Source organism: Bradyrhizobium sp. IC3123 (assembly GCF_020193625.1).
Taxonomy (GTDB): Bacteria; Pseudomonadota; Alphaproteobacteria; order Rhizobiales; family Xanthobacteraceae; genus Bradyrhizobium; species Bradyrhizobium yuanmingense.
In genome coordinates, this window is the sequence record NZ_JADYVF010000026.1 from 18,085 (window position 1) to 38,996 (window position 20,912).

A 20,912-nucleotide genomic window follows, 5' to 3' on the forward strand; every position below is an offset into this window, starting at 1 on the left:
GCACTGTCCGCTAAAGCGCAATACTCATCCTCATGCTCGGAATTTGGAGCACTGGCCTGGAAAAGTCGATAAAGTTCCGACTGGATTCTCAGTCCTCGCAATCGACCGTGATCCCAGGCAAACCCGTAGCAGTTGAAGCGCACGGCTCACGTGGCCCCTTCGTGAAGCTACCCTCGCAAGAACAACAGCGGTGTCGCCGACCCATTGGTAACCCTCTGGACCGTGCGCGCCGAAAACTACGACCAAAACCTATCAAGAATTGCTGCCTAGCTTCCAAATAGCAATCAGAAAAGTCGGTCCAGCCGTCTGCTTCGCAATGCAAACTCAGCGCCGCCCTATTTCACCTAATGGCTCAGTCAGGCGGCGACCGATCGTGAATGATCGGACCCGACGCACACGAGCGTTCCCCTCTAGTATTGGCAGATACAAGACCGGCGCTGCTAGCAAGCAGAAGGCCAGCGCAACGGGCCTACGACGCTCCCTATCCGGATGGCAGCCCGCTCAACTCGATTGGGCCGCCAGTGATGGCGCGGATTGCGGACTCAGCAACGTGACGCAAAGTCCCTTACAGGACGGAGGCCAACGTCATTCGGCAAAGGGTCGTAATATCGTAGACAGGCAGACCCGTTATCCGGCGGACCGCCGGCGCCGTCAGTGGCATTCCCGTGCACTCGAACAAAAATACCGCAATATCAGGATGTGAGTCCCGGAGTTGAGTGGTGCAGGCGACGACATCCCTTTCGATTTCCGCGATATCGGTCCGCGGCGGCGGTCGCATATTCTCATTTCGCACGAGTGAGCTGTTTTCGATTCCCCCTATGACCACCCTCGCCCGCGCAGCCGGGTCGTCGATCCCGAGCATGTCCTCGCTTAAGTGCTTCGGCTGAGCGACGACAACCGCGAGCTTAGCGGCGGCCGGCAATTGGCGGAGTAGAGCCGGCAGGAGCAGTAGGCTCGACGTAACGACCGGTACGTCCACCGCCGCGGCCACAGCCGCTTGATGTCGGATGAAGTAGCCACAGTTGGAGCTTATTGCAACAGCGCCCCTCTCGACTAAGCGCTTCGCCGCCGCCACGCAGGCAGGCTCCAGCTCTGGCGCGCCAGGAATAACGATATCAGCCCATGCACCAATAACTGTTTCTGAAATGATGGGAAGATCGAAAGTAGCTGAACTCATTAAGGAGCCGCGTAGCGGCGCTGGCGTGTTGGCATCGGTCGTCATTCCCCGTTCCAAATTCAGAATTCCGAGAGAGCGCGGGATTTGCAATGCCATTTATGACTCCGCTAACTTTATGACAGATGATTGCTTGAGCTTAGCGCGATCCTAAGCTGAAATCCCGCAATTTGTTCAGCTTCGCGCAGCAATTCCATGCTCGAACAATGGAAGTACATACTTTTCGCACGATTAGATCTGTTGCGGGAGCTCAGAGATCACCACGTTCGATGGTTGGACCGGATCGCTCAGCTGGCGATTCCGCGAAGCTGGCGGCGGAATGACCGCATAGCGGGGGCGATCGTTTTCAAGTCCCATCAATGCACCGACGCTCGGCGGCCGCGCGTGTTCTATTCGAGCAGGAGTGCGCCGACCAGAAGCGGGATGGCATTTGCCGAGCACCGCCACCTACGCTCAATCACGCCGCTCACGCGTTTGCGAGAAACGCAGCGAACTTGAACAATATTTGGCGCAGTGGATCGGCAATGCAGCATCATCGCGTTTCGCCGCATCGGCGTAGCGGAATCAACCTACGAGCACGACCGGTCCAGCTCGACAGGTTTCCACACCGAGACTGAGGGCCTCGAGTTGAAGCACCCATCTAGCGCACGCCTGGCTACGATTGCGCCGGGCATGCGCGTCTGCTTCGAGGGAGCACTACTAGCGACTGGCTAGTCCATCAGAGAAGAAGGCGGGAAGCATGGGGCTGCCCGCCGGTTGGTACCGCCGAGATGCTATACAGTCGCGGCGCTGACGGCTGCGTGCCAAGGTATTATGCGCGATACAGCGTATGTGGCGTACGGCTAAGCACCTCCGCGCCGCGTCCCGTTACCAATACGGTCTCGCTACAACCAATCATATAACCGTCCTCTCCAAGGAGAATCATTGGCATGTGAACGGTCATGTTGGCCTGAAGGATCTCGGTTGCGCCGGGCTCCAAGCTGATGTTGCCGCGTTCATTCCAGGGGGCGCCGGTTTGGTAACCCACCCGATGATTGAGCGCTTGCGGTCGACCAGAACGCTCGATCACTTTGCGCGCGGCGGTGTCCACTTCGCCAGCTGTCACGCCTGGCTTGATTACGGCGATCGCGGCTTCAAGTGCCTCTTCCGCCAACGCATGCAAGCGTTCCGACTCAGGGTGTCGGCCGAGTACAGCGCCGCGGACCAGTGCTCCGGCGTATCCTTGTTTTACACCGCCGAGTTCTACCATTGCAGGTTCGTTGTTACCCATTGGATGGCGTGTAAGCCTAGTATGTGGCAATTTCGTCCGCTCACCGAACCCGATTGAGACCAGCCTCACGTCCTCACCACCGGCTTTTCTGACTTCGCTCTGGATGGCTACGGCCATCTCCGTTTCGGTGATGCCTTCCCTAAGCGACTGCTGAAATGCACGCACCGCCACATCGGTCATAGTCATCGCATCGCGCATTGCACTGATTTCGAGGTCGCTTTTCACGGCCATCACCGACGGGACCAGACAAGAAGCATCGACGACGTTCATGTTCGGAAGGCGCGCCTGAAGTGCACTTACATCTGCAGGTGCAAGATTCCAACAGCCCAGTTCGAACCCGATTCTCTTGCCTGCCAGGCCCAGCTGGCGGAGAACATCGGCGCACACTCTGGCGAAGTCAGGCTGCTCCGTGTAACCAACAATCTCGTCGATACAGCTTTCGGCACGTACGCCATTGAGCTCGAACTCGCGCACGACATATGTTGGCGCTCTTCCTGGCACGAAGATCAGCGGAAACGGCATGAAGTACGCGCCCATCCCATCGTATCCGCTAAGATACTTGAGATGGCCGTGGGCAGTGACCACGAGCGCGTCAAGCTCAGCTCTGGCCACCGCTTCAAGCACATTCTTCTGCCGCCGCTCATACTCTGATTTCTGAAACGGGGCATTGGTGAAAGGAATTGCTTTAAGTGCGGTCATGGATCGTTCCTTTTAGTAACCACAGACGTTCATTCTAAGCTTGCGCTAGTCCGTCAACCACTCAACATCCGCCCCTTGCCTCGTAGTTCGGCATAGCGAAGCCATCGGATGGCCACTCCAGGAGTCTTTGCCAATCGCATGCTCGCTGAGGTCCAGCGATAGAAGTGAGCCGTCAGGGTCGGATGGGCACTTGACGCGAGACATCACTGGACTTGGCTTTTCGGCAAACAGCTAGTGTCCAGATGTACACCCCTCAAGTGCCTGTCGATGCACCAAGTGCGCTCTCCAAAGAACCATCTCGTTCCAATCCGGTTTTTGGGGATAAAAGTATTGCTTGGTGGCCCTCCGTATCTGCCGCCCGAGTTCCGAATCAATCGCGTCCGGTCTGTATCTGAACAGCCAGTGTTCATCACGCAGTATCGTCGAACCAGTGTAGGTTCCATATTCGAGGGCAACGTAGGTGTGACGATCGCCCAAAATCCGCTGCCAGTATTCGTCTTGCGTGCCGTGCAAGTTGACCGAGGAGGACGTTCCTAGATCGGGCAAGGTTACTGAGGGCCCGAAGATTTTTGCTGCTCGCTCGTACCCCCTTAACCCGGACGGTTGCTCGCATTGCAACTCCCCGTAGCCATAAGGACCGAGCCCGGTATGGTAATCGATGATGATGACATTATCGCGGGCTGCCACGTCAAAGTCGGCTACTATTTTCTCGAGGGTTCGTCGCGCTTCGGTAGGCTCGCTTCCGCCGTAAAACAGGCCACCGGGCCTGGTGTACTGACCACGCGACCTCGCTGAACGGTAAACCTCTTCCCCATGCAACTTGCGATATTCGGCTATCACAGCTTCAGCGCGCCGGAGCCCCTCCTCTGTTCTGTCCGCAGGAACGCAGTACTGATCCAACTCCTCATACTCGGGATTTGCAGGCGCCGGTTTTGAAAAGTCGATAAAGTTACGATTGAGGTCGCATCCCTCTGCAGTAGACCTGCGATCCCAGGCAAAGCCGTAGCAGTTCAGCGCATGGACGAAGAGCACAGCCGTCGAGGGCGGAAGCTCCTCGTGCAACTTTGCCTGCAAAAACAGCAGCTGCGCTGCCGAGCCATGGTAACCCTCTGGACCGTGCGTGCCGGAGACCAGGACCAAGAGCTTCTTTGCATCTGAGGGGCCGAAATATGCCGCATCGGTAAAGAGAGCCTCGCGAGATGGTCCCTTTGCACTGCACTGATACGCCTTCGACTTCGGTGCCGCTGACAAAAATTTCTGCCTGGCCTCCAGATAGGTGTCAGAGAAATTGACCGCAGCAATTTGCTTCACAACGTCAAAGTTCACGCCGCCTTACCTCCACAGTCAATTCGTCCGATGGGGACGAATTGTCCAAACTTACCGTGACCTATCCTGATTGACCGGGACGCGACCCACAGGGCCACCGCGGCGCAATTTCAAATCGGCGCATCGATCAGGTTGTCTACCCTTTAGTAAAGGCTATCGGGTCTCCAAGCCGAATTTCTGCAATGTAAAGCCTTATATTCCAGAAATTCTGCGGCCTACCGGGGACACGAAGCCTTTTCTACTCTAGGCGCTCTAAACAGACCAGACTGCGCTGAACCGGCCCGGGTTTGCCGGAGGCTCCACCTCCTGAGAGATGGAGCCATGACAAGCAGGACGACGAACAAGTTCTCACCCGAGGTCCGGGCCCGACGGGTCCGGATGGTTTTGGATCACGCCAGCGAGCATCCTGTCACTGGGCGGTGAATACTCCCCAAATATGGGCATCGAAAATTCCCTAGCTGGCATCCCAGCCTGAAGGGGCCGCGGCGCGGAGGCCCCACATACCGGAGCGCTGCGGCCCCTTCAGGCTTTCCGCATCCGATCCTGTCCCCGAAGTGATTCGGGGGCGGAACGGATGATCCAGCTTGGAGATCTCATCGTGATTTTGGACCTTCACCGTCAGGGCTTGTCGATCAGCGCGATTGCCCGGCGCACGGGGCGCGACCCGAAAACGATCCGCAAATACATTGCGCGGGGTCTCGAGCCACCCGCCTATGGCCCTCGGCCGGCTGGCCGGCCGAGCAAGCTCGCACCCTATCTCGACTATCTGCGAGAGCGCATCGCCGCCTTCCCGGACTTGAGTGCTGTCCGGCTGACCCGAGAGCTTCGGGAGCGCGGCTATACCGGCGCCTATACAGCCGTAAAGCGGTTCGCGGCGGCGATCCGTCCCGATAACGCACCTAAGCCCTTCGAAGTACGGTTCGAAACCCCGGCTGGCCAGCAAGCGCAAGTCGACTTTGCTCGCTTCGTGACCATCTTCACCGACGAGCCCGATGTGACACGGATCATTTGGCTGTTCTCGATGGTGCTCGGGCATTCGCGCTTCATCTTCGCCCGCTTCGTCATGCATCAGGACCTGCAGACGCTGCTGCGCTGCCACATGCAGGCTTTTGCGGTCATCGGCGGCGTGCCGATCGAGATCCTTTACGACCGCATGAAGACGGCCGTGACGGGCGAGGACGGCGATGGACACATCGTCTATAACCGGTCGCTGCTGGCGCTCGCACAACATTACGGCTTCCATCCGAGGGCCTGCCGGCCGTACCGCGCCAAGACCAAGGGCAAGGTCGAGCGTCCGTTCAGCTACATCCGGCAGGACTTCTTCCTCGCTCGCAGCTTTTGCAATCTCGACGATCTCAACACCCAGCTCGACGACTGGCTGGCCAACGTCGCCAACGTGCGCGTACACGGCACCACGCAGAAAGTCGTTGCCGAGGCGTTTGCCGCCGAGAGACCCGAGCTGCAGGCGTTGCCAGCGGGGCCGTTCGACGCGCTGCTCAAACTCGAGCGCCGTGTCAGCCACGACGGGCTCGTGTCGATTGGTGGCAACTATTACAGCGTCCCGGACCGCACGCGCCGCATTGTCGAGGTGCAGCAATTGCCCGATGTAATCCGCATTCTCGATCAAGGCGAAATCGTCGCCGTCCATCCCGTTCTGGAAGGCCGCCGGCGAACTCGCGTCGCACCCGAGCATCGCCAGGCGGTCAACCGGTCCAGGTCGCGACCTGGCGTGTCCGAAGCCCTCGTCGGTCGGGCCGGCGATCACATCCCACGACGGTCGCTCGAGTTTTACCAAGCTGTCGGCAAACGGCTCGCCCAATCGGGAGGCCGGCCATGACCATCCACACGCAGCCGGCAGCGATCGACAGCGTCAAGAAAAGCCTGGTCGCACTCAAGATGCCACGTGCGCTGGAAATACTGGACACCACGCTGCGGCGAATCGAACAGGGTGAGGTAACCTGGATTGAGGCGCTCGATCAGCTGCTTATCGAGGAGCTGACGCTGCGCGACAATCGCCGTGTCAGTACCGCGCTGAGAATGTCTCGTCTGACCACCGTCAAAACGCTCGCCGGCTTCGACTTCGCGTTCCAGCCCTCGCTCGATCGCAATCGCATCCTGGCGCTTGCCGAATTGAAGTTCATCGACCGCGCCGAGGTGGTCCATCTGCTTGGGCCGCCCGGCACCGGCAAGAGCCATCTCGCGACAGCACTCGCGGTCGAGGCCGTGAAGGCGGGAAAGAGCGTCGCGTTCGCCACGCTCGCCGACATCGTCACCACCCTCGCAAAAGCCGAACGCGAAGGCACTTTGCGCGAGCGCCTGCGGTTCCTCGCCCGCGCCTCCCTCCTTGTCGTCGACGAGATCGGTTACCTCCCGGTCGTGCCCGGCGGCGGCAATCTGTTCTTCCAGTTGGTCAACGCCCGCTATGAAAAGGGCGCGATGATCCTCACTTCGAACCGCGGCTTTGCTGAATGGGGCGAGGTCTTTGGTGATGCCGTCGTCGCCACAGCATTGCTTGATCGCCTGCTTCACCACTCCGTTGTTATCCAAATCGAGGGATCGAGCTATCGGCTCCGCCAGCACGCCGCCCTCGTCCCGGAAAACGTCCGCTCGCGCCCGCTCACAAACCCGCCGCAGCCCAAGCGCCGCGGCCGCCCGCCTGGAAGGACCAATGACGATCCCGATAGCGGCTGATCCCCGAACCACAATCGCCGTCACCTAGGGAAATTTGGAAGCCCATTCTCACGGAAAGTTCGCTGCCCGTTGACACGCATCCCTCGCGCTGGGCCGCGGTGACCTCGATTGCGGCCAAGTTTGGCTGTACGCCCCAGACGCTGCATGAGTGGGTCAAGAAAGCCGAGGTCGACAGCGGGCAGCGGGCCGGCGTTCCGCGCCGATACCGCCGAGAAGCTGCTAGCCGGGGGAGAACCGAGAGCTTCGGCAGGCCAACGAGATCCTGCGCAAGGCCACCGCTTATTTTGCGATGGCGGAGCTCGACCGCCGGTCCAAGCCATGATCGCCTTCATTGACGATCATCGAGGGGCGCATGGTGCCGAGCCGATCTGCAAGGTGTTGCCGATCGCCCCCCGACCTATCACGCCCATGTGGCCAAACGGCGCGATCCCGCCAAGCTGTCAACGCGGTGTCTCGTTGGACTTCTCACGGCCCGGCAAGCCAACCGACAACGCGTTCATCGAGGCCTTCAATGGGCGCTTCCGAGCCGAATGCCTCAACGCCCACTGCTTCCAGTCCCTTGCGGATGCCCAGGAAAACGTGGAGACTTGGCGCAGATAGCGTAACGAAGAACGGCCCCACGGGGCGATCGGCAATCGGCCGCCGATTTTGCTGCAAAACCACGTCGGCGCATCCAGCTCGCCAACGGGATCAGAGCGCAAAACTTTAGTTCTGGCTGCTCCAAACTTCGGTCTCGCTACAAGTGCGCCGAGGCCCTAACCGCCGCTGGATGAAAACTCAGTGGCGGGTCAGCGGGGAACAAGAGCGCCTTCAATCTTCAAACCTCAGGTTCAAGGCGTGGTCTCTTGGAGCGCGTTCGGAACTATCGTCCTCGACCTCCACCAAGTGATGTAGAGAACAATTAGCCAAGCTACAGGCAGAAGCATCAGCATCGATGCTATTGCCGCAATCGTCGGATCGATCTCATGGCGTATGTTTTCCCACATCTTCAATGGGAGAGTGCGGATCGCAAATCCGCTGACCAGAGACGTTTTGACAACCTCATCAAAAGAGTGAAGGAAGGCAAACAGGGCCCCGCCGATGACGCCTGGCCGGACCAGCGGCAGCGTCACTTTCGTAAAGGTCTGCAGCGGATTGGCCCGCATGCTCTTCGCCGCCAGCTCCAAGCGCCGGTCGAAATTTGCTAGCGTCGCTGAGACGATTACGACGACATAGGCTGTAGCACCGATGCTATGTGTCAGGACGATGCCGACTTGTGTGCCGATGAGGCCAAGCTTGAGCAAGCCGAGGTACGCGGCGATGCCGACAATGATGCTCGGAATGGTAATGGGAGTGAGGAGCGCCATTGTCGAGATACTACGTAGCGTCGAAGAGGCGCGACTAAGGCCATAGGCTGCAAGCGTACCAACAACAGTCGAGAGAAGGGCGACGGCGATACCGATCTGGATGCTGGTCCATGCAGCGTCGGTCCAGGACGGATTGTCAAAGAAGCTTTGGTACCAATGGAGCGAAAGGGCTGCCGGCGGAAATTGTAGTGATGGTCCTGCGCTAAACGACATGACGATGACGACAAGGCTCGGAAAGAGCAGGTAGAACATGACAAGCGCGACGAAAGACGCACCAATTATCCTCCATAGATGCTTGCTGCCAACGGCTTGGTAGAGCGTAGCCGCCCAACGCTTTGCCCGATACAGGGTAGCAAGCTCTTCGAAGTAGCGGATCGACGGACTGAATGAGGGTAGCCAATTCTGCTGCGGAGACTTCCATCTTTTTGTCGCGGCTCGACCTTGAGCACCAGAAAGGTCCAGCCCAAAAATGGCAAGCATGACCACGGCAAGCCCCAGGAGGATGAAAGCTGAGGCGGCAATACGCCCCAAGTCCAGAGAGGTTTCGACCTGAGTTGCAATGAAAGTCGATAGCATGGCGTCGCCCAACCCGCCCAGGGCGGCGGGCGTTATATAGAAGCCAAGACAGAGGACGAAGACCAGCAGCGAGCCGCTGCGGACGCCCGGCAGACTAAGCGGAAAGAATACGCGCCAGAAAGCGGCAAACGGATGGGCACCCATGCTACGGGCAGCGGCAGTGAGGGACTTATCAATGCCTAGCATGACACTGACCAGAGGGAGAACCATGACAGGAAGCATGATGTGGACCATGCCGATGTAGACAGCCATGCGGTTGTAGATGAGCGATATGGGGCTAGAGATGAGTCCGAGGTCGAGCAGTAGATTGTTGATCAAGCCGCCATCGCCAAGAATTATGATCCACGCGTAGGTGCGCACCAGAAAGCTGGTAAGATAGGGAATGACCACGAGCGCGAGAAGTACCGTACGCAAGCCCTTCGAGGCAGCTGCGATTAGATAAGCCATCGGATAGCCAATGATTACGCACATGGACGTAGCCACGACGCTTACCTCGACGGTCTGCAGGAGCACGCGCACATTCGCCCCGCGACTGAAGAACGCCTCGTAGTTGGCAAGCGAGAAGGCCGGCGCATTGAGGCTGGTCAGAAATAGCAGAACGGCCGGTATACCAAAAACCGCGAGCAAAATGGCAAAAGCCGGAACGGTAAGCGCAATGGTTATCTGGCCAAGCTTGTGGAGCATGTTGATTAGCCTTATTCTCTTGTCGTATTCGCTCTGGTCCTAGGCTCTGACGAACCGTACATCGGAGCGAAGCCATTCAAGCCGCGCCTCTTCGCCCGGCTGGAGAGCCCGTCGCCCCGATGCAACGTGCTCGCGCACGACAAGCACTGTGCTAGCGACGCGCACATGGTATTTCCTCAGCGGGCCAGCATAGATCATGTTGTCCACGGTTCCCTTGACGGACTGACACTGGTCCGCATCGACGCGCTTCGGCGCGTCAAGTGGGGCGACGCAGATTCGCTCTGGCCGAATCATAGGAATAGTGCCCTCCGGCTGCGGGGCGTCGGATTCGATCATAAAACCAGCCTTATCAAGGATATTCGCCTCGCCCAGAAACTTCGCCACGAACTTCGTGGTGGGCCGGTCGTAGATGGCCTCCGGCGTGTCAGTTTGCTCGATCCGACCGGCTTGCATGACAACGACACGGTCCGACAGCGTCAACGCCTCGTCTTGATCGTGCGTAACGCAGACAGTAGTGATGCCAAACTCTTTGTGCAGGCTCTTGATTTCGGTCTGCATTTGCTCGCGCAGGTTGCGATCAAGCGCGCCGAGCGGCTCGTCGAGCAGAAGAATCGGTGGATCGGCTATCAGCGCGCGAGCAAGTGCCACTCGCTGTTGCTGCCCCCCGCTCAGTTGCGACGGCATACGGTTGTCCAATCCATTGAGATGCACACGCGCTAGAATCCGATCGACGCGCTTTGCCCTCTCGGCAACTATCACGCCGCGCATTTCGAGCGGAAATTCAAGATTTCGGCGCACGGTGAGGTGCGGGAACAGCGCGTAGCTCTGGAAGACAATACCCTGATCGCGTCGGTAGGAAGGAACAGCGGCGACGGATTTTCCAGCGATAAAGATGTTGCCCTGATTTGGTGTCTGAAAGCCAGCGAGCAGCATTAGGGCTGTCGTCTTGCCCGAGCCGCTAGGACCAAGAATTGTCAGGAACTCGCCGCGGCGAACGCTCAATGAGAGGTCCTTGACTGCGGTAACTGATCCGTACGTCTTCGTGACGTTCCGAAATTCGATCTGAGCGAAGTGCACGTCTTTCTCCATCGCTTCATTGCCGGCAATGGGAACGAGAGGCGCATTCGCCGGCCCATCAACTAGATCTTGATTGTCGAAACGGTTAGGCATGCTGGCTCCATCAACATGGAAAGCGGCATAGCGATCGACGAGGTCCGTCGTCGCCATGCCACATAGCCTCAAAGAGATCCAGAATTAGCTAAGGATCCACTCGTTCCAGCGTTCGCGGAGCCTGTCGGAATTGGTTTTCCCGTCGGCCCCTCGCTCGCTGTACCACTTCCCGTTCATGACGATGCCACTGGCCAAGTAGTCAGGATGGCTAGGAAGCTTACGGGCAAGCTCCTCAGGCAGGAGCTTGAATGCGTTCCGATTGGTAGGACCTTCCGGCCAAAGCTTTGCCAAAGCAGCCTGGCGCTCGGCGCGGGTAGCGAATTCAATAAACTTTTGAGCCTTCGCGGCATTGGGGCTGCCCTTTGGGATGACCCAACTGTCCCACTGCAGCTTGGATTGACTACGGTTCATCTCCATAGGCGCGCCCCGGGAAATCACCACACCCGTTCGTCCGCTATAGGATTGCATAAGGTCGGCTGCCTTATCTGTCATAATCTGCTGAATCTCGGAGCCGACAGTCCACCATTTCCGAATGTGCGGTTTGATTTTATCCAGACTGGCGAAAACGCGATTTATGTCCATGGGATAGATCTTGTCCGGAGCTACGCCATCCGCCAGCAGCGCCTCCTCCCAAGGCCCCTCACCCCCATATCGACCTGAGACCAAGGTCCGTACGCCAGGAAATGTCTTGGTATCCCAGAACTCAGCCCACGTGTTCGGTCGCGGTTTTCCCGCTGGATACTTCTCGGTATTGTAAACCATCACGTAGGAAAAGATCAGTTGCCCTACCCCAAACGGGTGTTTGACAAAATCAAAGAGGCCATCCACCTCCTCCTTCTTAAAGCTGGAATAGTCGATTGGCTCGAGCAAACCTTTCTCGCCACCAATGATGGTAGCGCCCTGAGTCATGGGAGCAACGTCAACCGTCACGTTTTTGTTGGTCACCATAAGCTCGAGCTGCGCAGAGCTAATTTGGTCGGTGATCGGGACTACCTTGATCCCGGTCTCCGCCTCGAATGGCTTCACAAAACACTCAATGTATGTCTTCGCTATGTCCCCACCATAGACCACGACCCGCAGCTCGTCCGTTGTCGCCGCCACGGGACTGCCGGCGATCGAATTCATGGCGCCTGCCAAGACGGCGGAAGAGCCGGCTTGCAGGACGCGTCTGCGATTCATCAATAGACTCATGCTTCGCTCCCTTAGTGTGATTGCGTGACGTTCGGAATTTGAATCATTTTTGTTGCGTGAATATTAGGAGTGTTCAGAGCCGATTTTCTTCAATGTAGAGGCTTATTCAGCTGGAAACGCCCATTGATTTGCACGATTGCGACGCTTTTAGGCTTTCGCCCCTGCTTCACGGAAGCAAGGCACCGGTATCTCGCCATCCGAAGCCGCTCAGTGGCCGTTAGGAATTCCATAAGAGCTCTTCCTTGCCACCGCTATCGAGCAACGTGAGCTTTCTAGTCATGAACGCTGCAGGTAGTGACTGCCACCCCACTCACGCTCGCTGCGGCCGGATCATAGCGAATCATCTCCTTTCCTGAGCGTCGTGGTCACGCGTATTTTGTTTCCTCCATTCCTCGAGTCACCTCCGGCCGACTCAAAGCGCCGAGCGCGCGGGTCTTTGAACCGGCCCGGGTTTGCCGGAGGCCATTTGGTTTAAGTTATGCTGCCCTGGCCGGTTGTTCCAGCATGGTGTAGCAGCGTTGCTCAACTTCGGGCGGCGGTATGTTGCCGATGGGCTCGAGGAGCCTTCGGTTGTTGAACAATCCACCCATTCCAGGGTTGCGAGCTCGACGGCCTCGAAGCTGCGCCACGGCCCGCGCCCACTGCAAGGTGTTGCCGATCGCCCCTCGACCTATGACGCCAATGTGGCCAAACGGCTCGATCTCGCCAAGCTGTCAACGCGCGCCAGGCAGGACGCCGCGCTGAAGATCGAGGTCGGCGTGTCGCTGTGATGCACGAGCCCGCCGCCATGGACCGGTCGACGAATATCGCCAACCTCTACGTGGCCGCAGGGTTCAATTCATGCGGTATCGACTCTTCTGGTGGCGGTGGCAAAGTAATGGCCGAGTGGATGTCGACTGGCGTCCCTGTCGGTGACTATTGGGAAATGGACGTGTGGCGAGCCATGCCCTTCCAGCGCAATCGGCGATATTTGCGCGATCGAACGGGCGAGGCTGTTGGCAATCTTTGAGCCCTCCATTGGCCTCACAAGTCACCCGCGACGACTTCTTGTAGCGGCTCAGCAGCGCGCTCGCCGCCTCGTACAGCGCGCGGCGCACGTCGGCGTCGCGGGCCATGCTGATCCGGCCCTGGACGTCGATCGAGGAGCCGGACTGCCAGCGTCGCGAAGTCCGGCCAAAATAGGCTGCACGTCGCGCGGACCTTGCGCCACTCGCCCTCCCGCGTGCGGTTCAAATCGTAGAAGCGGCGAAGAGATGCGATCGCCGCGTGTCTTTCACCCGCGACTTGTGTCTACGCTCGTAGAAGCAACACAACGACGCGATTTGCCAAATTGCGATTCGTCCCAGCTTTAAGGCTGTCGTTTGACTGCAGCGGCAGCGACTCTGGACGATGCGATCGACAAGCAACATTCATTGTGTGGACAAATGAGCAGCCAGACGGCCGTCCGCGGCTAGGAGGAGTGCCGAAACTCCTTGCGCAACGTTTCAGAATGGGCTCCGCGAGCAGGAACCGGTCGCGACACCGGCGCTATCTCACCGTCAAAAATCGCGCCCGGCGCGATCACGTCGACATGGCCTGCTGGCGTTGACACAGGTATTCGACGGAGATGTGGGTGCTTGGCTACGTCCTCTATCTGGTTCAGCCGTCCGTACGCGAGTCCGGCGGCTTCCAGCTCACGCATGGCTTCGTCGCTCGGCGTTTGAGCAAACCGATTTACCACGATTTCATCCAAACTGGTCCTGTTGCGGATACGGTCCATGTTCTCGGCAAAATCGGGGTGGCGGATGAGTTCCGGTCGTTTGAGGAATTTGGTGCAGAAGTTGACCCATTCGCGGTCGTTTTGAACGGAGAAGATGACGTCCTTGCCGTCCGCACAGCGGTACGCCCCATATGGCGCGAGAGATGGATGGTTCACGCCCGCGCGCGCTGTATGATAGGCGCTGTAATCGAACTGAAGAACCGGAACGTTCATCCAGTCTGCGATGGCGTCAAATAGTGAGACCTGAATGGCCGTTCCTTCCCCGGTTCGCTCCCTAAGGAGCAGCGCCTGCAAGATGGCGTTGAGAGCGGTCATGCCGGCCGAAATGTCACATACGGAGACCCCGACGCGCGCTGGGCCCTCCGCTGTTCCGGTGATCGCGCAAAGCCCGGTCTCGGCTTGCACGATCAGGTCATACGCTTTGAGATGCGACAAAGCACCGCCATAGCCGAAGCCGGAGATGTCACAGGTGATCAACCGGGGATGGCGCTTCCGAAGATCCACCGATCCAAATCCAAGTTTCGTGATGCTGCCGGGCTTGAGATTTTGAATGAAGACATCAGCCTGAGCGACCATCGCTTCGAGGACTGCACGATCTTGCTCGACCGTGAGGTCGAGGCAGATGGATTCTTTTCCGCGGTTCAACCAGACGAAATATGCACTTTGGCCGTGAACGAGCTTATCGTAATTTCGTGCGAAGTCGCCCTCAGGGCGTTCGACTTTGATGACACGAGCGCCGGCATCGGCGAGGCGGGACGACGCATAAGGCGCCGCTACCGCCTGCTCGACGGCAACGACGGTAATACCTACTAACGCCGTCCTCATACGGACGCCCCTCCGACATTCTGACGGGAGTTCTGCGACCGGCGGTAGCCAAGAACGGAGAGCAGTCTGCTCTGCTCATTTCCGACGATCGAGATGCCCTCGTCAACGCCCATCCCAGGTCTTGCGAGCATCATGTCGGCCTGTGTTGCCACTGCAATGTTAACTGCCGCCCTTGCCGACAAATCCGTTTCCGTGCAGCTCCCACCCATATACGCGCCCACGCCATTCTCCTTGCAGACCAGCACGGCCCTGGCGGAGTCAGCGATCGAGCCCACGTCAGGCATCTTGATCTGAATCAGATGAGCCGCTTTTGCTTCGGCGAATAGCCGGATGTCGTCAAGCGTGTTGCATTGCTCGTCGACGACGACGCGGGCTTCGGTAGCGCGGCTATCGAGAAGTGCGACGATCTTGGCGTACTCCTCAAGCTGAGCTTCCGTTGATCCAAAGTCCGCCGGGCATTCAATATGAAGTCGGTATCCCGGCGCGTCATCCGCAACGCGCGCAATGAAATCGGCAATCTTCTGCGCCTGCATTCCAATCTCGAGGCCGATCCAACCGTAAACGTCGAAATGCAAAACGGGATGATATCCAGGCTGGCCGATTTCTTTCGTGCGTTTAACGACCCATTTGACGAACTCGCGAAACTTCTCCCCGGAAGGACCGAACTTCTCTCGCGAGTTGATCAAGCCATGCGGAAGCACATCAACCGACTTGAGAATCATCTTATCAACGTTGATTTCTCTCGAATCTCCGCTCTGAGCGTAGATCGGGACTGGCTTGTCGGGTAAAGGCAGGCGATATTCGGAGCAGATCACCTCGGCGAGCGTAGTCCGGCCAATATACGCAGCGGCGCGAAGTAAAGCTTGGCTCACACCATATTCAACGGCGAGAGGTAGGCGCTTGCCCTCATAGTGTGCGAGAACACGGTTACAAGAGCCAAGGAAATTGGAAACGTCGCCAGCGAGTAGCCGCGGGATCACAACGGATCTCGTGAGTGCTTCGACTGTGTCGACCTGAAAGACCGGCTCGCGACCGCCCGCGCCTGAGTACTGCACGTTCATCATGTCACCCCACACGATCGTGTCGTCTGACATGACGAGGCCGATGCTGAGCGACCGCGATGGAATGCGGATGGTCGGGAAACCGGGCGTCAGAGGCGCACCCAAATAACAAAAGCCATCTTGAGCCGCGCCGGCGCGTATTGCAGCTTGATCGTCGTAGAAGAAGCTTCCGTTCCCTGGAGCCAGAATCACATCTCTTATGGTGGGAGAGTTTCTCATTGCGCACTCTATCTAAGCGCAGCCATCTCGACTGCCATTCATCCCGATAAACCAAGGCCTTACATCACTTATGGCAAACTGGCCTTCGAACCTCCGGCCGCAGATTCAACGAGCAGCCTTGGCCTTCGGCGCTTAGGCGACTTCGATAAGCATCTGGATATTGCAAGCCACTCGTGCTTTAGAAACGGTTGGCTACTGCTCCAGAAACGAGTCAGGGGCAGGACAGTGATCTTCCTGTTTTGTCGCTCATGCCACGGAAGCGGCTGTGACTCCGTTGACGAGCTTCAGGTTCTGAAAGGCCCTCACCCCTTCGACACCACCTTCGTAGCCATAGCCGCTCTGTTTGATTCCTGCGTTTGGTGCATCCGCAGATACGCCCTTGAGGTGGTTCACGCTGATGGCACCCGCCGCAAGGCTGCGGATCATGCGCTTCTGAATCTCGAGAGATCCGGTGAAGAAATAGGCAGCAAGGCCATATTCGGTGGCGTTCGCTTCATCAATTGCCTCATCAATCGTATCGAACGGGGCAACCGTGAGAATCGGCCCGAACGGTTCGTCATGAAGAATCTGTGACTCGGGGTGGACATTGCTTAGAATTGTAGGCGCCCAATAAAAGCCCGGTCGATCAATGCGCTTACCACCGGTTTCAATCTTCGCTCCGCGATTGACAGCATCCCTGGTCAGGCGCTCCATCGCTTCAATACGCCTCGCATTCACCATTGGCCCCATATCCGTTCCAGGATCATCCGGCGCGCCGACTCTGATCTTTTCCGCCGCGCGGACAAGCGTGGCCAGAAACTCCTTGTAGATTGATCTCGCAACCAGAATCCGACTGGGAGCGTTGCAGCTTTGACCTGCACACTCAAACTTGTATTCCGATATTGCCCAAGCGGCCTTCGAGATATCCGTGTCTTCAAAGACGACAACGGGAGAGTGGCCACCGAGCTCTAGCACGCAGCGCTGCAGATTGCCGGCAGCAAGCTTCGCGAGCTGTTTGCCAACCGGTGTAGAGCCGGTGAACGACAACGCTCGGACAACAGGCGAAGCGAGCAGGTGCTCCGAGATCATCGGTGGATGTCCGAAGACCAGACTTACAACACCCGGCGGGACTTCCGCCTCCTCTAGGGCCTCGAGTATATAGACCCCAGCACTCGGAGCCTCCTCCGCCGCTTTCAGGATGACAGGGCAGCCGGCGGCAATAGACGCGGCAAGTTTTCGGGCGTTGAGGACTGCCGGGTAGTTCCAAGGCGTAAACGCAGCAACTACACCAATCGCTTCTGGTACGATCCGCCGCTTTTCGTCTATCGGAAATGGAGCAGACAATTTCCCTGCCTGAGCACCATTCCACTCGAGCATTTCGACTGCGCGGGCGTACTCACCCTTGGCTTCGGCCAGCGTCTTGCCTTGCTCCTTTGAGAGTGCCGCCGCCGCAAACTCGATCTTTCCTCGTAGGATCCGCGCGGCACGAACGAGGAGCGCTCCCCGTTCGGCGGCCGGAGTATTCGACCATCGCCGCAGACTCGCCTGTGCAGTCGTTAACGCATCGTCAAGATCCAACGCGGACGCGACGGCCACTCGGCCGAATTCCCGCTCGTTGGCAGGATCGATGATGGGCAAATCGGTGCCGTTTCCGCCTGAGCGCCACGCTCCGTTGATGAAGAGTTTGTAGTTGATGCTGTCGGACATAAGTCTCTTGCCGCTCTGCCGTTCGGTGTCTTGGTTGATTTCTTGGCACGATGCCCAATACCGTTACCCCTGGAAAAAGGCCGTCGCCGGAAAGATCCATGAGCGCGTGAGACAATCCGATGATGCTCACAATCGGCTTTCAGCGCAGGAGCTTTTCTTGAAAATGGCGGCCGCAACGTCTGCGGCCACCACTCTTTAGCCTTTCTTAGATTTTCTCACTGTCGCGAACGAGCTCGTCCATGATCGAGCGGATAGCACTCTCGGCAATTGAAACGATTTCATCGATTTCAGCCTTGGTGGTGACGAGCGGCGGGGCGAAACCGAGAATGTCGCCGTGCGGCATCGGGCGAGCGATCAGACCCCGGTCGCGGGCCGCCTTGGAAACGCGGGCACCAACTTTAAGAGACGCATCAAACCGCTTCTTCTTATCGCGATCGGCAACGAACTCGATGGCTCCCATCAGTCCGACCCCGCGCACTTCCCCGACAATCGGCAGCTGCGCGAATTTCTCCTTGAGCTGGGCTTGGAAGTAGGCGCCGACTTCCCGCGCATTGCCAGGAAGATTCTCTCGTTCCACAATGTCAAGTACGGCGTTTGCCGTAGCAGCTCCGATGGGGTGACCCGAATAGGTATAGCCATGCGAAAATGCGCCGACCTTGTCAGCGCCGCCTTCGAAAACCTTGTAGACCTTGTCTCCGACGATCGCTGCGGAGAGCGGGAAGTAGCCCGAAGTGAGCCCCTTCGCGATCGTGATCAGGTCGGGCTCGATTCCATAGTGCTCCGAGCCAAACATCGAGCCAGTGCGACCGAAGCCGGTGATTACCTCGTCGGCGATCAAAAGAACGTCGTGCTTCTTGAGCACAGCCTGGATTGCTTCCCAGTAGCACACCGGAGGCGGCGTGATACCGCCCGTGCCGAGCACCGGCTCGGCGATGAAGGCGCCCACAGTGTCCGGACCGAGACGCTCAATGAGCTGGTCGAGCTCAGCGGCGCGACGCGCCGAGAATTCGCGCTCGGTCTCCCCAGGATCGCAGCCCCAGTAGTAATGCGGGGCACCAGTGCGCACAATCTGCGACAGCGGAAGATCCATATAGTCATGGTAGAAGCTCATACCGGTCATTGAACCGGAAAGGACGCTGCAACCGTGATAGCCACGCTCGCGCGCGATGATCTTCTTCTTTTTGGGCTTACCTCGAAGATTGTTGTAGTACCAGACGAGCTTCGCCTGCGTCTCATTGGCATCCGAACCGGACATGCCGTAGAAGACCTTACTCATCTTCCCCGGGGCCATCTTGACGAGACGATCGGAGAGGATCGCGAGCTCATCCGTCGTATGCGCCGCGTAGCAATGGTAGTACGCGAGGCGATAGGCCTGACGTGAGATCGCTTCAGCGACTTCGGTTCGACCATAACCTACATTGACGCAGTACATGCCGGCGAAACCATCGATGAGCTGATTGCCGCTGGCGTCCTGGATTCGGATACCCTTTCCGGTTTCGATGACCGTCGGCTCGCCAAGCTTACCGGTCGCAAAGTCCTTGAGATGCGTGAAAGGATGCAGAACGCTGTTTTTGTCTTTTTCACTAATTTCTTTGATGTTGATTGCCATTGTGCACCACCCTCTGTTCAAGCTGCGAGGTTCGCGAAGCGAACGTATTTTGGCTCAACGAGACCGCACGTTGAGTCTTGATGGACGAGACCAGCCGCTTCCATCAGTACATGGATGGATATCGGCCAACCAACTTTGAGGCGACGATCGCCCCCACACCTATACTCGCGTAAGTTCAGGCGCATGAATCGGGTCGAAGTCGCACACAAGACCAAGGCGGCGCGCCCAACGCCGGACTCGTCGGCGGCCGCAATGCGTTTCCGCTCATCACCGAGGCGAACGATGGCGGCACTTCGAACGCCGCTTCCCTTGCAAACAACACACCTTCACTCACGCCACGAGCACGACATCCGCTGCGACGGATTACTCCGCGCAGCCTTACTCCTTCCGGCGGCGCGGGCACCGGCTGCTGGATAGTTTGAAAGACCATCTGTAAGTCCGGCACGCCCTTTTGTTGAAATGCCTATGCATTCAGGATACTGATGTGACGCACATATTTGCGTCGTATCTCCTGACGTTCGGAAGATTTCCTGCAACGTACAGGCAGTTGGCGCTGCGATTCACCCCAAGGCTGGAGCCGTTATGCAGTATGATCGAACAGACGCCCGCATCCTCGAGATCGTGCAAAAGAACAATCGTCTAACTTCCGAGGTGATTGGCGAAATGGCAGGGCTTTCTGCTACTGCATGTCAACGACGCCTGAAGCGGCTTCGTTCAGACGGTATCATTGAGGCCGATGTCTCGATCGTCTCGCCAAAAGCTGTAGGAAGACCTCTTCAGATGCTCGTGCTAGTGAGCCTCGAGCGGGAGCGCACGGATATAATCGATAGATTCAAGAAGGCCATCAAATCGTCAGCTGAGGTCGTGAATGGATTTTACGTCACCGGCGATGCTGATTTTGTCCTGTACGTTACAGCGCGCACCATGGACGATTATGAGCAGTTCACGCGTCGCTTCTTCTATGAGAACCCAAACATCAAGGGTTTTAAGACGATGGTTATTGTAGACCGTGTAAAGGTTGGCTTTGCAATTCCAATTGAGTCTGCAGACGATTGAGTGAGCTGGACTCGACATCTTGCTCCACAGATGGACCCGTTTGTGCGCGTTTTCACCGCTCACTCGCATAGAACGCGAAAAACCGGCTTTCTCGCTGCTGTACTTTCCGCTGCTATCGAGGGTCTGAGAATTCTCTTCAGATTTCGCGGGTAGCAGTGAGCGTCAAACAAGCGAGGATCGCGCCCCATCCGTTGCGACACAAAGGTAGCGACATCACACCGAATCATCGTGACCTCAATGTCACGTTCACGACGTCATGCAATCGGCCTAAGCGTTTTTCAACTGAAGCGCCTGACCCGGCAGACGAGCGTATTCGGGCGCCGCGATTCTGTTCCAGTCACGGGACATCATGGCACTTCTTCCGGACGATGGCCCAACTCCGTCCAAGCAACTCACAAGTCTCGGTTGCGTCCATGCTCACAGCGAGAGGTCACACTCACGCTGCGCGAGGAGACAAGTACCAAACAGATTTGCCCGAGAACTGTGGCTCTTTGGCGCTGCTCCCAAACGCAAATGCCCAAACGGAATTGGGAAAGCACTTGAGCAGTTGGTTGCGGTCAAGCTTGGCGG

Annotated in this window: 14 protein-coding genes, 4 pseudogenes and 1 other annotated feature; of the genes and pseudogenes, 6 read left to right on the forward strand and 12 right to left on the reverse strand. The window is 57.9% G+C overall.

What is annotated here, in order from left to right; translation table 11 throughout:
* Positions 1–565: 565 nt before the first annotated feature.
* From I6F20_RS36635 to I6F20_RS36645, 3 genes are all read right to left on the reverse strand, one after another.
* Positions 566–1,273: an aspartate/glutamate racemase family protein gene (locus I6F20_RS36635; RefSeq protein ID WP_225131223.1), complete on the reverse strand. Its 708-nt coding sequence runs from the start codon at positions 1,271–1,273 to the stop codon at positions 566–568.
* A 712-nt stretch (positions 1,274–1,985) separates the two neighbouring features.
* Positions 1,986–3,143, reverse strand: a complete 1,158-nt coding sequence (locus I6F20_RS36640; RefSeq protein ID WP_225131224.1) for a M24 family metallopeptidase — start codon at positions 3,141–3,143, stop codon at positions 1,986–1,988.
* A gap of 231 nt (positions 3,144–3,374) precedes the next feature.
* Positions 3,375–4,469 (reverse strand): DUF2817 domain-containing protein, encoded by a 1,095-nt coding sequence (locus tag I6F20_RS36645; RefSeq protein WP_225131225.1) that lies wholly within the window; start codon positions 4,467–4,469, stop codon positions 3,375–3,377.
* A gap of 574 nt (positions 4,470–5,043) precedes the next feature.
* Here I6F20_RS36645 and istA point away from each other — a divergent pair.
* The 4 genes and pseudogenes from istA to I6F20_RS36665 form a co-directional block, all read left to right on the forward strand.
* Complete coding sequence (gene istA / locus I6F20_RS36650; protein ID WP_225131226.1) at positions 5,044–6,306, forward strand: IS21 family transposase; 1,263 nt, start codon at positions 5,044–5,046, stop codon at positions 6,304–6,306.
* Positions 6,303–7,160 (forward strand): IS21-like element helper ATPase IstB, encoded by an 858-nt coding sequence (gene istB, locus I6F20_RS36655; protein ID WP_225131228.1) that lies wholly within the window; start codon positions 6,303–6,305, stop codon positions 7,158–7,160. The genes istA and istB overlap by 4 nt, the downstream gene beginning before the upstream one ends.
* A gap of 32 nt (positions 7,161–7,192) precedes the next feature.
* Positions 7,193–7,609: pseudogene (locus tag I6F20_RS36660) on the forward strand (IS3 family transposase); the annotation flags it as partial.
* Positions 7,437–7,553, forward strand: a sequence feature (AL1L pseudoknot). It overlaps the preceding pseudogene by 117 nt.
* Positions 7,608–7,919, forward strand: a pseudogene (locus I6F20_RS36665) (integrase core domain-containing protein); the annotation flags it as partial. The pseudogenes I6F20_RS36660 and I6F20_RS36665, both read left to right, overlap by 2 nt.
* 71 nt (positions 7,920–7,990) lie before the next feature.
* On the opposite strand, the gene I6F20_RS36670 reads toward I6F20_RS36665, so the two are convergent.
* The 4 genes and pseudogenes from I6F20_RS36670 to I6F20_RS38590 form a co-directional block, all read right to left on the reverse strand.
* Positions 7,991–9,766, reverse strand: a complete 1,776-nt coding sequence (locus tag I6F20_RS36670) for an ABC transporter permease subunit (protein WP_225131239.1) — start codon at positions 9,764–9,766, stop codon at positions 7,991–7,993.
* Positions 9,767–9,805: 39 nt separating this feature from the next.
* A complete protein-coding gene (locus tag I6F20_RS36675) occupies positions 9,806–10,855 on the reverse strand; it encodes an ABC transporter ATP-binding protein (RefSeq protein WP_225131276.1) in 1,050 nt (349 codons plus the stop codon).
* 165 nt (positions 10,856–11,020) lie between these two features.
* A complete protein-coding gene (locus I6F20_RS36680; RefSeq protein ID WP_225131241.1) occupies positions 11,021–12,127 on the reverse strand; it encodes an ABC transporter substrate-binding protein in 1,107 nt (368 codons plus the stop codon).
* A gap of 476 nt (positions 12,128–12,603) precedes the next feature.
* Positions 12,604–12,764: pseudogene (locus I6F20_RS38590) on the reverse strand (IS3 family transposase); the annotation flags it as partial.
* A 150-nt stretch (positions 12,765–12,914) separates the two neighbouring features.
* On the opposite strand from I6F20_RS38590, the gene I6F20_RS36690 reads away from it, so the two are divergent.
* Entirely contained in the window at positions 12,915–13,136 is a 222-nt protein-coding gene (locus I6F20_RS36690; RefSeq protein WP_225131252.1) for a hypothetical protein, read from the forward strand.
* Positions 13,137–13,173: 37 nt separating this feature from the next.
* On the opposite strand, the pseudogene I6F20_RS36695 reads toward I6F20_RS36690, so the two are convergent.
* The 5 genes and pseudogenes from I6F20_RS36695 to I6F20_RS36715 form a co-directional block, all read right to left on the reverse strand.
* Positions 13,174–13,329 (reverse strand): annotated as a pseudogene (locus tag I6F20_RS36695) (transposase); the annotation flags it as partial.
* A 248-nt stretch (positions 13,330–13,577) separates the two neighbouring features.
* Entirely contained in the window at positions 13,578–14,711 is a 1,134-nt protein-coding gene (locus I6F20_RS36700) for a CaiB/BaiF CoA transferase family protein (protein ID WP_225131254.1), read from the reverse strand.
* A complete protein-coding gene (locus I6F20_RS36705) occupies positions 14,708–15,991 on the reverse strand; it encodes a methylaspartate ammonia-lyase (RefSeq protein ID WP_225131256.1) in 1,284 nt (427 codons plus the stop codon). The genes I6F20_RS36700 and I6F20_RS36705 overlap by 4 nt, the downstream gene beginning before the upstream one ends.
* Positions 15,992–16,237: 246 nt before the next feature.
* Positions 16,238–17,677 (reverse strand): aldehyde dehydrogenase family protein, encoded by a 1,440-nt coding sequence (locus I6F20_RS36710; RefSeq protein ID WP_225131258.1) that lies wholly within the window; start codon positions 17,675–17,677, stop codon positions 16,238–16,240.
* Positions 17,678–17,882: 205 nt separating this feature from the next.
* A complete protein-coding gene (locus I6F20_RS36715; RefSeq protein ID WP_225131259.1) occupies positions 17,883–19,286 on the reverse strand; it encodes an aspartate aminotransferase family protein in 1,404 nt (467 codons plus the stop codon).
* A 582-nt stretch (positions 19,287–19,868) separates the two neighbouring features.
* On the opposite strand from I6F20_RS36715, the gene I6F20_RS36720 reads away from it, so the two are divergent.
* Positions 19,869–20,342: an Lrp/AsnC family transcriptional regulator gene (locus I6F20_RS36720; RefSeq protein ID WP_225131261.1), complete on the forward strand. Its 474-nt coding sequence runs from the start codon at positions 19,869–19,871 to the stop codon at positions 20,340–20,342.
* The last annotated feature ends 570 nt before the right edge of the window (positions 20,343–20,912 follow it).

Excerpts from the sequence above, each read along its gene's own strand:
- istA (WP_225131226.1), top strand. The coding sequence starts at position 5,044 with ATGATCCAGCTTGGAGATCTCATCGTGATTTTGGACCTTCACCGTCAG.
- I6F20_RS36700 (WP_225131254.1), bottom strand. The coding sequence starts at position 14,711 with ATGAGGACGGCGTTAGTAGGTATTACCGTCGTTGCCGTCGAGCAGGCG.
- I6F20_RS36635 (WP_225131223.1), bottom strand. The coding sequence starts at position 1,273 with ATGGCATTGCAAATCCCGCGCTCTCTCGGAATTCTGAATTTGGAACGG.
- I6F20_RS36640 (WP_225131224.1), bottom strand. The coding sequence starts at position 3,143 with ATGACCGCACTTAAAGCAATTCCTTTCACCAATGCCCCGTTTCAGAAA.
- I6F20_RS36680 (WP_225131241.1), bottom strand. The coding sequence starts at position 12,127 with ATGAGTCTATTGATGAATCGCAGACGCGTCCTGCAAGCCGGCTCTTCC.
- I6F20_RS36710 (WP_225131258.1), bottom strand. The coding sequence starts at position 17,677 with ATGTCCGACAGCATCAACTACAAACTCTTCATCAACGGAGCGTGGCGC.
- istB (WP_225131228.1), top strand. The coding sequence starts at position 6,303 with ATGACCATCCACACGCAGCCGGCAGCGATCGACAGCGTCAAGAAAAGC.
- I6F20_RS36705 (WP_225131256.1), bottom strand. The coding sequence starts at position 15,991 with ATGAGAAACTCTCCCACCATAAGAGATGTGATTCTGGCTCCAGGGAAC.
- I6F20_RS36720 (WP_225131261.1), top strand. The coding sequence starts at position 19,869 with ATGCAGTATGATCGAACAGACGCCCGCATCCTCGAGATCGTGCAAAAG.
- I6F20_RS36670 (WP_225131239.1), bottom strand. The coding sequence starts at position 9,766 with ATGCTCCACAAGCTTGGCCAGATAACCATTGCGCTTACCGTTCCGGCT.
- I6F20_RS36715 (WP_225131259.1), bottom strand. The coding sequence starts at position 19,286 with ATGGCAATCAACATCAAAGAAATTAGTGAAAAAGACAAAAACAGCGTT.
- I6F20_RS36690 (WP_225131252.1), top strand. The coding sequence starts at position 12,915 with ATGGACCGGTCGACGAATATCGCCAACCTCTACGTGGCCGCAGGGTTC.
- I6F20_RS36675 (WP_225131276.1), bottom strand. The coding sequence starts at position 10,855 with ATGGAGAAAGACGTGCACTTCGCTCAGATCGAATTTCGGAACGTCACG.